The organism is Fictibacillus barbaricus, assembly GCF_031457135.1.
Classification (GTDB): domain Bacteria; phylum Bacillota; class Bacilli; order Bacillales; family Fictibacillaceae; genus Fictibacillus; species Fictibacillus barbaricus_A.
Genome location: NZ_JAVDWA010000004.1, coordinates 80,648 through 93,242, shown reverse-complemented (window position 1 = coordinate 93,242; position 12,595 = coordinate 80,648). Strand labels below are relative to the sequence as shown.

The following is a 12,595-nucleotide window of genomic DNA, read 5'->3' as shown; positions in this document are numbered from 1 at the left end:
CAAAGAAATGAAGCCAGCAGTAACGTATGAATTAATTAAAACATGTAAACAGTCTGGTGCTAGACTAGGGAAAGTCCATACACCTCATGGGTCGTTTGAAACCCCAATATTTATGCCAGTCGGGACATTAGCAACAGTTAAAACGATGAGCCCTGAAGAATTAAAAGAACTTGGTGCTGAAATCATTTTAAGCAACACGTATCACTTATGGTTAAGACCCGGCCACGATATCGTAAAAGAGGCAGGCGGTCTTCATAAATTTATGAACTGGGACCGGCCGATTCTTACGGATTCTGGCGGCTTTCAAGTATTTTCATTAAGTGACTTAAGAAAGATTGAAGAGGAAGGCGTTCATTTTAGAAACCATTTAAGCGGGGAAAAACTATTCTTAAGTCCAGAAGGTGCGATGGAGATTCAAAATGCACTCGGTTCGGATATTATGATGGCTTTCGATGAATGTCCGCCATACCCAGCAGAATACGATTATATGAAGGCTTCAGTTGAACGGACAAGCCGTTGGGCTGAACGCTGTTTGAAAGCGCACGGCCGTCCTGAAGATCAAGCGTTATTCGGTATCGTTCAAGGGGGAGAATATGAAGAGCTGAGAAAACAAAGTGCCCGCGATCTCGTTTCTTTAGATTTCCCTGGATATGCGGTCGGAGGCTTATCGGTTGGAGAACCTAAAGATGTCATGAACAGAGTACTGGATTTCACGACACCGCATCTGCCTGATAACAAACCTCGATACTTAATGGGTGTCGGTTCTCCGGATTCATTAATTGATGGTGCTATCCGTGGAATTGATATGTTTGATTGCGTACTTCCAACACGAATTGCCAGAAATGGAACATGCATGACAAGTGAAGGAAGACTTGTTGTCCGCAACGCTAAGTATGCCCGTGATTTCCGTCCGATCGATGAAAAATGTGATTGTCATGTTTGCCGAACTTATTCGAGAGCGTATATTCGTCATCTTGTAAAGGCGAATGAAACGTTTGGTTTCCGTCTGACAAGTTACCATAACCTTTATTTTTTGGTAAACTTAATGAAGCAGGTGAGACAAGCTATTCTAGAAGACAGACTGCTTGATTTTAGAAATGAGTTTTTTGAAATGTACGGATTCAATAAACCAAATGCCCGTAATTTTTAATTTTACACATTTATGGAGTATGCGAGAATGTATATACTTTAAAGATTTAAATGAAGATCTTTTCTAAACGGTATTTTCTAAAAGATTGTTGCTTTTTAAAGTTCTATTATTGTCTGCTTTGACTGTTGATTGGAGAGCAAGGTGCGAGACTCCTGCGGGACAGGCGGGCAGGTGAGACACTTAAAAGTGAAACGTACGAATGTGGCTCACCGCCTGCCCTGCGGAAAGCGAGCAACCTGGAGCGGAAATCAACTACTTCAGAGAAAAAAGCCTATTTTATAGAAAGGGGTGAAGAAGAAATGGCAGGACTAAAAAGTTTAATCCCAATTTTGTTAATGTTTGCAATATTTTATTTTTTATTGATTCGTCCACAGCAAAAGAGACAGAAATCAGTAAGAGAAATGCAATCAAGCATGAAAAAAGGCGATAAAATAGTTACGATTGGCGGTTTGCATGGTACGATTGAAAGCATTAATGATCTAATCGTAGTTATTCGTTCGAATGATGGAGCTAAATTAACATTTGATCGCAACGCTATACGTGAAGTTAGAAATGAAGCATAATAACAGATAAGACCCGTCTATAGACGGGTCTTATTTATAGTTATTATGGCTGCTTAAATTAACTCCCATTATTCCGCCCAACATAGACAAAGCAAGAAAAATACCATGATACATGTATTGTGTAGAATTAAAAGTGCTTTGGTACCCTAAATACTGAATTAGAAAAACAAGGAACGAAAACAATAAACTAGTTCCGCCTCCAAGCATCCATCCTTTGTTTTGGCCTTTTTTTCCAGAAATAAATCCCCCAACAAATAAAGCCAAAAAAGATAATCCAATGGTTACCCATTTTAAGGAAGATTCTGTTACCTCAGTGAAACGTAAAAGAAAAGATAATACTAAACTGCTTACCATTATCAAAAGAAGAATGGCCGCCAGACCCCGTCCCATTGAATGGAACATATGCTTTAATCCCATCTTGACCCTCCTTTATCCATACAAGCTTTCTTTATACTGTATTCATGCCGAATGTGAAATAGAAGTACAAGCAATTGGATTTTCAGCTCAAAATATTTTATTGGCAAAACCTTCGTCTCATGATTTCTGCCAACTCGTGCAACACTAACAAAGCAGAATATTTGAAAGGAGGGGAAACATGGAACTGTATACGATTGTTTTTAGGACTTTGTTTATTTATTTTTTAATTCTTGTCGTTTTTAGAATGATGGGTAAAAGGGAAATCGGAAAATTATCTGTCCTTGATTTCGTCGTATCAATTATGATTGCTGAGCTGGCTGTAATATCCATTGAAGATCCTGAAGTTCCTATGTTGAACTCTCTTGTGTCTATTTTTGTTTTGCTTGGGGTTCAGCTTATTCTTGCGATTATTTCTTTGAAGAGCAGAAAAATGAGAGAATTTGTTGACGGGAAACCTTCTTTGATTATTAAAGAAGGTAAAGTGGATGAATATGAAATGAAAAAGCAACGATACAATTTTGATGATTTACTGACGCAATTACGCGAAAATAATATTCGGAATTTAAATGAGGTAGAATTTGGAGTATTAGAAACGACTGGCAAATTATCTGTTATTAGAAAAGACGAAGATCTCGAACCATCTGCTATCCATACAATTCTCCCGCTTATCTTGGATGGAAAAGTACTTGAAGATAATTTGGAAAAGATGGATAAAACACCACTATGGCTTAGACAGAAGCTGAAAGAAGTGGGATTTAAAGATGTAAAAGCCATTTCGTTCTGTACACTAAATAAAGATGGGTCATTATATATCGACCAAAAAAACGAAAAAAAATAAACAGCCGATGAAAAAGGCTGTTATTAGACCCATCTTTTTATGAAAGGGAGATGCTTGAGGTCATCTTTATTTAAAAGTCTGAAGAAGATCAAAGTAAATAAATACAATCCGCAAGTTCCTGTCACACAGATAACAAGGCCTTTGACACTTGTAAATTGGGGCATCATATATTGAAAAAGGTACATTGCTCCAGCTCCAGTTATGAAAATCGAGAGCATGCATTTCACAAAATCTTTCACAACGATCGTATAGCTGATGGCTTTTATTACAGTAGCAAAATGGAGCATGGTTACAACAACTATACCAAATACGATAGCTAATGCCGCCCCCATTATTCCAAATTCAGGACGTGTAGCGAGAGCGAATATAGCGGCTAACTTTACTAAAGCTCCGATTAAACTGTTGATCATCGCAGCTTTTGCTAAATCGAGGGCTTGTAACACAGCTTGCAGCGGCCCTTGAAAATAAAGAAAAAAGAAAAATGGAGTCATAATTTTTACATAAGAAGCAGAAGCAGGAGAATTATACATCAATTCCATGATAGGAACTGCAAAAACAAATGTAATCACCGCCGCAATACCTCCAGAGAGCATTGCAAGCTTTAGTGCTTGGTTTAACCTATGCTCGATAAGATGGTATTTTTTTTGTGCGTTAGCTTCACTAATGGCAGGTACCAACGAAACAGATAACGAATACGTAATAAACGTTGGGAGAAACAGCAAGGGGATTACATAACCAGCAAGCTCTCCGTATTGAGCGGTTGCAACACTCGTAGTAACACCAGCAATAAATAGGCTTCGCGCTACAATAATCGGTTCGAAAAAATAGGAAACAGAGCCGATTAATTGACTGCCTGTTGTAGGAAGTGCAATATTCAATAAATTTTTCACTGTTTCTTGTCCATCTTTAAGATGTTTAAAAAAACCTTTGCGTATACGCATTTTTTTCTTCATTTTGAACATGGACAACATATATAAAAGGGAAGCCAGTTCACCAAGTATGACCGAAATCATAGCACCTGCAGCAGCAAATTCAACACCGTATGGCAAAAATAAACCTGTTAATAAAGCAACAAGTGTAATTCTTACAATTTGTTCGATGACTTGTGAATAGGCAGATGGCCGCATGTTCTGCAAGCCCTGAAAATATCCACGCAGCACAGACGAGATTGCAATTACAGGCACTACAGGCGCAATTGCTAATAAAGGCCATACCGTTCTGTGATCTGTAAAGAAATACTGTGATAATAGAGGAGCTGCAATAAACAGAGCTACTGTTATAATTAAACTTAGTACACCTGTGATCGCCAATGATACGATTAAAATTTTTCTAACCTTTGAACGATCACCGGAAGCATCTGCCTCAGCAACGAGCTTTGATATGGCAACCGGGAGACCAAGTCTAGTTAAGGTAACAGCGAGCAAGAATGTAGGTACTGCCATCATATAAAGACCAACGCCTTCTTGTCCCATTACCCTGGCCATCACAATCCGGTTTACAAAGCCGAGTATTCTGGTAATAAGTCCAGCCAAAATAAGAAGTAATGTACCTTGTACAAGTGTTTGTTTTGTCATGTTTACCTGTCCTTTCTGGGACAATCTCATATTTTAACTATATGCAAGATATGTGAACAGACATGACTGCTTGTTTCATTAGGAATAGAGAGGAGAGATAAAAAGTGGAAAATATACAGCATACCGAATGGAAAATGGAAGTGCAGCCTGCAGTAAACAGCAAAAAAGAAGAGTTTCACTTTATGGGGTATGAGAGTGTTACAAACGAGGAAATATGGGAATGTGTGTTGGCGAAAATGAAAAAAAAGAAAATTGAGCCGCGTTTGCACAGTTTAGTTGACATGATCTTGTCTTTATCATTAAATGATTTCATGACATGGCTCACCAAAAAGGCTTACACAGAAGATAGGAAATAATCGAGTCAATTATTTGATTCACTTTGTTTATATTTTAATGTTTTTAGAAATATTGAAATGACAAATTGACAGAAAAAAACAACAATCGCTATAATGAGAAGGATTGCAGTTGTTTTATACAAGTTATGTTGTTTTTTTATACAGCATGAGGGAGGTTTCTTGAGTGGTAAAAAGAAGTAAGATCGTTATCTTTTTTGTGGTGCTTATCATGATCGCCGCTTTGATCGGAGCTACGACAGAAAAGATTGTTAAAGGAACGAAGCTTGGACTGGACCTCCAAGGCGGTTTTGAAGTGCTATATGACGTAAAGCCCGCTAAAAAAGGCCAAAAAATAACACAGGAAACACTTAAGAGTGCTGTTGAAGCGTTAAACAGCCGAATTAACGTTCTCGGTGTATCCGAACCCGAGATTACGATTGAAGGAAACAATCGGATTCGTGTTCAGCTTGCAGGAGTTACAGATCAAAATAAAGCACGTGAACTATTATCAACTCAAGCCGAGCTGACATTCCGGGATGTAAATGATAAAGTCTTGCTCGATGGTTCTGACTTAGAAGGCAATGGTGCAAAACAATCTTTTAAATCACAAACGAACGAGCCGATCGTTTCATTGAAACTTAAGGATGCTGACAAGTTCGCGAAAGTTACAAAAGAAATTTTGGCGAAGCGTCCTCAAGGAGAAAACTACTTAGTTATTTGGCTGGACCACGAAAAAGGTGATACATACAAAGAGGAGCGCCAAAAAGAATTAGCCGGGAAAAAGCCTAAGTATATTTCTGCTCCTGCAGTAAACGAAGTTTTATCTCAAAAGGAAGTCATGATTTCAGGTGCTTTTAAAGTAGAAGAAGCCCAAAGTCTTGCCAAGATCTTAAATGCTGGAGCACTTCCTGTTAAATTAAAAGAAGTATATTCCACATCTGTAGGTGCTAAGTTTGGTGAAAAAGCATTAAGTCAGACGGTAAAAGCTGGATACATCGCGGTAGGGATAATCTTCTTATTTATGCTTTTATACTATCGTGTACCTGGTATCGTCGCAGTATTAACATTATCGATCTATATTTACTTAATTTTAGCGATATTCTACTTGATGAACGGAGTCCTGACACTTCCGGGTATTGCTGCCCTCATATTAGGAGTTGGTATGGCGGTAGATGCCAATATCATTACGTATGAGCGGATAAAAGAAGAACTAAGAAGCGGGAAATCTGTTTTAAGTGCTTTTAAAGCAGGAAACCGCCGATCATTTACGACGATTTTTGATGCAAATATTACAACCATTTTAGCTGCTGCTGTATTGTTCGCTTATGGAACAAGCTCAGTTAAGGGTTTTGCGTTAGTGTTAATTATTTCAGTACTGGCAAGTTTTATTACGGCTGTATTCGGAACAAGGCTGTTCCTTGGATTATTAGTACAGTCCCGTTTATTGGATAAGAAGCCAGGATTGTTTGGGGTAAAGGAGCGTGACATCCGTGAGCTTTAAATACGACTTTGTAAAAAACAGAAACCTTTACTTTATCATTTCTGCTCTTCTTACGGTTGCTGGTATCGTTTGTTTATTGACAATCGGTTTGACGCGCGGAGTGGATTTTGAAAGTGGATCAAGAGTAAACATTACTGCCAATGAGCCTCTAACAAATGAAAAAGTGGAATCAGAATTCAAATCGTTGGGATTTGATCCAGAATCTGTTGTTTTGGCAGGGAAAAACAATACGCAGGCCAATGTGGCATTTAAAGGTGTATTGTCTAAAGACGAAATCGCAAAATTGAACACACATTTTGATAAGAAATACGGAGAACCGCCTAGTGTGAGTACGGTTACTCCTACCGTTGGCCGCGAGCTTGCCAAAAATGCAATCATTGCCGTATTGATTGCTTCGGTTGGAATCATCATCTACGTCGCTTTTCGATTTGAATGGTCAATGTCAATCGCGGCGATTATAGCATTGTTTCACGATGCATTTATGATCGTTGCTATTTTCAGCATGTTTAAGATCGAAGTAGATCTTCCGTTTATTGCGGCTGTACTAACGATTGTAGGTTATTCGATAAACGACACGATCGTTACTTTTGACCGCATACGGGAAAATATGAGACTTGAAAAAGTTAAGAGTAAAGAAAAGCTTGCTGAAATTGTTAACAGGAGTATTCATGAAACATTAAGCCGTTCTATCAATACGGTTTTAACTGTAGTCATTGGAGCTGTAGCACTATTGATTTTCGGTGCTGATTCGATTCACAATTTCTCAGTTGCCTTATTAATAGGTTTAATCTTTGGTGCGTATTCTTCGATTTTCATTGCTTCACAGCTTTGGTATATTTTAAAATCACGTCAATTAAAAACGAAAAAACCGCGTACTGCAGAAGCAGAACCACAAATTTAATTTTTAAATACGAATGATAAATTGTCACCTCTTATCCTGTTTTGTATAATGAATAGGTTAAGAGGTGATTTTTATGTTGGAATCCAGAACAAGGTGGAAGGTACAAGACGCTTCAGAGGAAAAAGCGAAGCAGCTTGCTGATAAACTCGATCTTCCGCTATTAATAGCGAATCTTTTACTTGTAAGAGGAATTGACTCAGTTGAAGAAGCTGAGCTGTTCTTAAACATAGATAAAAATGAATTTCATGATCCATTTTTATTGGACGGTATGAAGGAAAGCACAGACCGTATACATAAGGCGATTGAATCGAATGAAAAGATTCTGATATTCGGTGACTATGATGCAGATGGTGTGAGCAGTACAACTGTTATGTATTATGCGTTGAAAGAATTAGGCGCGGATTTTGATTATTATATTCCTAATCGTTTTACCGAGGGCTATGGGCCGAATGAGCCTGCTTTAAGAAAAGCGAAAGAAGATGGATATTCACTCGTAGTAACAGTAGATACCGGAATCTCAGCTGTTCATGAAGCAAATGTCGCTAAAGAAATCGGACTGGATTTTATTATAACGGACCATCACGAAGCTCCACCGGTTTTACCTGATGCCTATAGCATCATCAATCCCAAAAAACCTGGATGTATGTATCCTTTTAAAGGTCTGGCAGGGGTAGGTGTTGCATTTAAAGTGGCACATGCCCTTCATGGCAAACCACTCGTCCATCTGCTGGATTATGCTGCTATTGGAACGATAGCTGACCTTGTTCCGCTGGTTGATGAAAATAGAATGATAGCCAAGCTTGGGATTGAAGCTTTATCCAAAACAGATAAAATTGGTCTTCAGGAATTATTAAAGGTAGCAGGACTCAGTGATAAAGATCTTTCAGCTGAAGATGTTGGTTTCGCAGTCGGACCGCGGGTAAATGCCGCAGGAAGGCTAGGGTCAGCTATGCCTGTCGTTGAATTATTTACATCAACAGACCGCGAACAGTCAGCGATCCTTGCGGAAGAAGTAGATTCAGTGAACAAAGAACGACAAGCGATTGTGAACGAAATTACGAAAGAAGCCATCGCGATGGTGGAAGAATCTTTTCCACCTGAACAAAATGAAGTTCTCGTTCTCGCAAAGGAAGGCTGGAATCCGGGCGTTATTGGAATTGTTGCATCACGGCTAGTCGAAAAATATTATCGTCCAACGATTTGCCTGTGTCTGGACCCTGAGAAAGGTACTGCAAAAGGATCTGCACGCAGCATTGAGGGATTTGATATGTTTGAGAATTTGTCAGAATCTAGAGATATACTTCCGCATTTTGGGGGACACCCGATGGCAGCAGGTATGACTCTTAACCTTCATGATGTAGATGAACTAAGAAAGCGGCTGATTACACAAGCAAAAAGATTATTAAAGCCTGAAGACTATGTTCCGGTAACGACAATCGATTTGACAGCTACGCTTGATGAAATATCGCTTGATACGGTTGACCTTTTAAACACAATAGCGCCATTTGGTGTAGGTAATCCATCACCAAGAGTTTTAATCGAGGAAGTGCCGATTAAGGAAATGAAACGCATCGGCAGCCAATCAAATCATCTCAAGCTGCAGGTAGGCGGTGGTGCATTGTCTGTCTTGGATTGTATCGGCTTTCAAAAGGGAGACCTTATTGATGAAATGACCCCTTATTCTCAATTATCAATCGTTGGGCAGCTGCAATTAAATGAATGGAACGGATACAGAAAGCCCCAGCTTTTACTGGAAGACATTTCTGTCCCTTCCTTTCAGCTCTTCGATTACCGTGGAATAAAGGATGCAGGGAAAAGGCTCTTAAATCTGCCTTATACGAAAACGCACTTTATCACGTTTCAAACGCAAACTTTAAAAGAGCTCGGATTAGAGTCTCTCTCAGCACATACATTAGCAGGTGACGAGCTGGAAAATCTGCCAGATCAAGCATTTGAAAATAAATTCCTCGTTTTTTTAGATGTACCATCTTCTCTTTCTGAATTTAGTGTATGGCTAGAGACGAAAGGGGAACCCGATCGAATATATGCTGTTTTCCATCAGAATTCGGATCATTTTTTTACAACACTCCCAACAAGGGAACACTTTAAATGGTTTTACGCATTTATCGCAAAAAGAAAAACATTCAATTTGAAAAAAGATGGTCATGAACTAGCAAAATGGAAAGGGTGGTCAAAAGACACAATTGATTTTATGTCACAGGTGTTTTTTGAGCTCGAATTTGTTACAATAGACGATGGTGTGATTACAATTAATAGTAAACCAGGAAAACGGGATTTAGACAGCTCGAAAACGTATCAAAAGAAATTTGAGCAGGTTGATATTGAAAACCAGCTCGTCTATTCTTCCTATCATGCTTTAAAAAGCTGGTTTACTCAGCAAACTCGGCAAAAAGCGAGTTTGTAATTTTCAGGAGGCAAAGATTCATGGATTATAAGCCGTTTATTTCAGTAGTAGAAAACTTCCCGATTGAAGGGATACGTTTTAAAGATATTACATCTCTTATGTCTGATGGAGCTGTATACAAACAAGCAATGGACGATATTGCTGTCTATGCAAAAGAAAAACAAGTCGATGTTATTGTCGGACCCGAAGCTCGCGGATTTATCGTAGGCTGTCCTGTTGCTTATTCTTTAGGTCTTGGATTTGTTCCTGTCCGTAAAGAAGGGAAGCTTCCGCGTGAAGTAATCCGAGTAGATTATGGTCTTGAATACGGAAAAGATGTTTTAACGATGCACAAAGACGCGATTAAACCTGGTCAAAGAGTTTTAATTACTGATGATTTGCTCGCAACTGGCGGCACGATCGAAGCGACAATAAAACTCGTAGAAGAACTTGGCGGGGTTATTGTGGGAATTGCATTTATGATTGAACTAACATACTTAGATGGACGAAAAAAATTATCAGGTTATGATATTTTCACGTTAACCCAATACTAAAAAGAATCGAAAAAAAGAGCTCTAAACAGGGCTCTTTTTCATTTGCAATCATTAAACTAGCCAAATCATTCGACAAATTTCGTTTTTTGCTTTACATAAGCTGTGAATTTAACGATAATAGAAGCAATATACTTTTGACAACGTAAGGTGATTCCATGACGATTGAGCAAGTGTTGCAAAAAGCGGAAAGCTATCTTTCAAAGGAAGATATCGCTTTTATAACAAAGGCTTATGAATATGCGAGAGATGCGCATGAAGGACAGTTCCGTAAATCCGGAGAGCCCTATATCCACCACCCGGTTGAGGTGGCGGCTATTTTGGTGAACCTTCAAATGGATCCTGTAACAATAGCTGCAGGATTTCTTCATGATGTTGTTGAAGACACATCGATTACTCTTAAAGATATCTCCCAGCAGTTCAACGAAGAAGTTGCCATGCTGGTGGATGGGGTAACGAAACTTAAGAAGATTAAATTCAAGTCTAAAGAAGAGCAGCAGGCTGAGAATCATCGTAAAATGTTTGTTGCGATGGCACAGGATATTCGCTGTATCTTAATTAAGCTTGCAGACCGTCTTCACAACATGCGTACGCTAAAACATATGCCAAAAGAAAAACAGATTCAAAAAGCGAACGAAACATTAGAGATCTTTGCTCCACTTGCCCATCGTCTTGGTATTTCGACGATAAAGTGGGAGTTAGAAGATGTTTCTTTGAGATACCTAAATCCACAGCAATATTATCGGATTGTTAATTTGATGCAGCAAAAGCGTGCAGAGCGGGAAGAATATGTCCAGCAAGTTATGGACGAAATGAAAAACAAATTAAAAGAAGTTCAAATTACAGTAGAAATTTCAGGCAGACCGAAACATATTTATAGTATTTATCGAAAAATGGCCAAACAAGGCAAGCAATTTAATGAGATTTATGATTTGCTTGCGGTTAGGATTATTGTTCAGAATATTAAGGACTGCTATGCAGCCCTAGGAATCATTCACACATGCTATAAGCCTATGCCAGGACGATTCAAAGACTATATCGCCATGCCTAAAGCAAATATGTATCAGTCACTTCATACAACGGTTATCGGTCCAAAAGGAGATCCTTTAGAAGTTCAAATACGTACATCAGATATGCATCGTGTAGCTGAATACGGTATTGCTGCCCACTGGGCGTATAAAGAAGGCGCAACAAAGGCTCCAGTCAGTACATTTGAAAATAAACTTACCTGGTTCCGTGAGATTTTAGAATGGCAGAATGATCTTACTGATGCTGAAGAATTTATGGAGTCTTTAAAAGTAGATTTGTTCTCTGATATGGTGTTTGTTTTCACTCCAAAAGGAGACGTATACGAACTTCCTTCTGGATCGGTTCCTATCGATTTTGCCTACCGAATTCATACTGAAATCGGGAACCGTTGTATAGGAGCTAAAGTGAACGGAAAGATGGTCACACTTGATTATCGTCTTAAAACAGGGGATATTATTGAGATTCTTACGAGCAAACACTCTTATGGTCCAAGTCAGGATTGGCTGAAAATCACGCAGAGTTCTCATGCGAAGAACAAGATCAGACAATGGTTTAAGCGTGAGCGAAGAGAAGAGAATGTGGCTAAAGGAAAAGAGCTCGTTGAAAAAGAGATCAAAAATCGCGGATATGAACTTAAAGAAATCTTCACGAGTGAAAATCTGCAATATGTGGCTCAAAAATATAACTTTGCGGGCGAAGAAGATATGTATGCGGCTGTGGGCTATAATGGCATCACTGCGGCACAAATCGCAACTCGCTTAACCGATAAAGTACGCCGTAAAAAAGAGCAGGATCCAGACAATTCAGAACTGCTGGATGCAATAAGGGATTCTGCAGAAAAACCCGCAGCAAAACGGAGAACAGATTCAGGTATTGTAGTAAAAGGCATCGATAACATGCTGATTCGTTTATCGAAGTGCTGTAATCCTGTACCAGGTGATGACATTGTGGGTTATATCACAAAAGGCCGCGGTGTTTCTGTTCACCGGGAGGACTGTGTAAATGTACACAACGAAGATGCCCAAGTGCGTTTACTGCCTGTTGAATGGGAAGGCAATTTAGAACAGCCTAAAAATTACAACGTAGATATTGAAATCAACGGATTTGACAGACGTGGCCTTCTTAATGAAGTACTGCATGCAGTTGCAGAAACAAAAACAAACATTACAGCCGTAAGCGGCAAGTCGGACAAAAACAAAATGGCAACAATCAGTATGTCCATTTCCATTCACAATGTCAGTCATTTGCAAAAAGTAGTAGAACGGATCAAACGGATTCCGGATATCTATGCTGTTCGACGTCTTATGCAATAAGTGTTAGGAAGTGATTTGG

General features: G+C 39.0%; 9 protein-coding genes and 1 pseudogene. 8 read left to right on the top strand and 2 right to left on the bottom strand.

Features of this window, described 5'->3' with window-relative positions:
- Positions 1 to 7 precede the first annotated feature (7 nt).
- The gene (gene tgt / locus J2X07_RS12860; protein WP_310259218.1) at positions 8 to 1,150 is read left to right on the top strand and encodes a tRNA guanosine(34) transglycosylase Tgt; all 1,143 of its coding nucleotides are present in this window, start codon (positions 8 to 10) and stop codon (positions 1,148 to 1,150) included.
- 299 nt (positions 1,151 to 1,449) lie between these two features.
- The gene (gene yajC / locus J2X07_RS12855) at positions 1,450 to 1,713 is read left to right on the top strand and encodes a preprotein translocase subunit YajC (RefSeq protein WP_310259215.1); all 264 of its coding nucleotides are present in this window, start codon (positions 1,450 to 1,452) and stop codon (positions 1,711 to 1,713) included.
- A gap of 30 nt (positions 1,714 to 1,743) precedes the next feature.
- On the opposite strand, the gene J2X07_RS12850 is transcribed toward yajC, so the two are convergent.
- On the bottom strand, positions 1,744 to 2,130 hold the full coding sequence (locus J2X07_RS12850) for a TIGR04086 family membrane protein (protein WP_310259214.1): 387 nt from the start codon (positions 2,128 to 2,130) through the stop codon (positions 1,744 to 1,746).
- Between the two features lie 178 nt (positions 2,131 to 2,308).
- Here J2X07_RS12850 and J2X07_RS12845 point away from each other — a divergent pair, with 178 nt between their 5' ends.
- Positions 2,309 to 2,968, top strand: a complete 660-nt coding sequence (locus J2X07_RS12845; RefSeq protein WP_310259212.1) for a DUF421 domain-containing protein — start codon at positions 2,309 to 2,311, stop codon at positions 2,966 to 2,968.
- 23 nt (positions 2,969 to 2,991) lie between these two features.
- Here the strand turns inward: J2X07_RS12845 and spoVB are convergent, their stop codons facing one another.
- Positions 2,992 to 4,542, bottom strand: a complete 1,551-nt coding sequence (gene spoVB / locus J2X07_RS12840) for a stage V sporulation protein B (protein WP_310259208.1) — start codon at positions 4,540 to 4,542, stop codon at positions 2,992 to 2,994.
- Positions 4,543 to 4,646: 104 nt separating this feature from the next.
- Here spoVB and J2X07_RS12835 point away from each other — a divergent pair, with 104 nt between their 5' ends.
- The 5 genes and pseudogenes from J2X07_RS12835 to J2X07_RS12815 all read left to right on the top strand — a co-directional run bounded on the left by J2X07_RS12835 (position 4,647) and on the right by J2X07_RS12815 (position 12,576).
- On the top strand, positions 4,647 to 4,898 hold the full coding sequence (locus tag J2X07_RS12835; protein WP_310259206.1) for a post-transcriptional regulator: 252 nt from the start codon (positions 4,647 to 4,649) through the stop codon (positions 4,896 to 4,898).
- Between the two features lie 163 nt (positions 4,899 to 5,061).
- Positions 5,062 to 7,279: pseudogene (secDF, locus tag J2X07_RS12830) on the top strand (protein translocase subunit SecDF).
- Positions 7,280 to 7,352: 73 nt separating this feature from the next.
- Positions 7,353 to 9,704: a single-stranded-DNA-specific exonuclease RecJ gene (gene recJ / locus J2X07_RS12825; protein ID WP_310259204.1), complete on the top strand. Its 2,352-nt coding sequence runs from the start codon at positions 7,353 to 7,355 to the stop codon at positions 9,702 to 9,704.
- A 20-nt stretch (positions 9,705 to 9,724) separates the two neighbouring features.
- Positions 9,725 to 10,237, top strand: a complete 513-nt coding sequence (locus tag J2X07_RS12820; RefSeq protein WP_310259201.1) for an adenine phosphoribosyltransferase — start codon at positions 9,725 to 9,727, stop codon at positions 10,235 to 10,237.
- A 155-nt stretch (positions 10,238 to 10,392) separates the two neighbouring features.
- The gene (locus tag J2X07_RS12815; protein WP_310259198.1) at positions 10,393 to 12,576 is read left to right on the top strand and encodes a RelA/SpoT family protein; all 2,184 of its coding nucleotides are present in this window, start codon (positions 10,393 to 10,395) and stop codon (positions 12,574 to 12,576) included.
- Positions 12,577 to 12,595 lie beyond the last annotated feature (19 nt).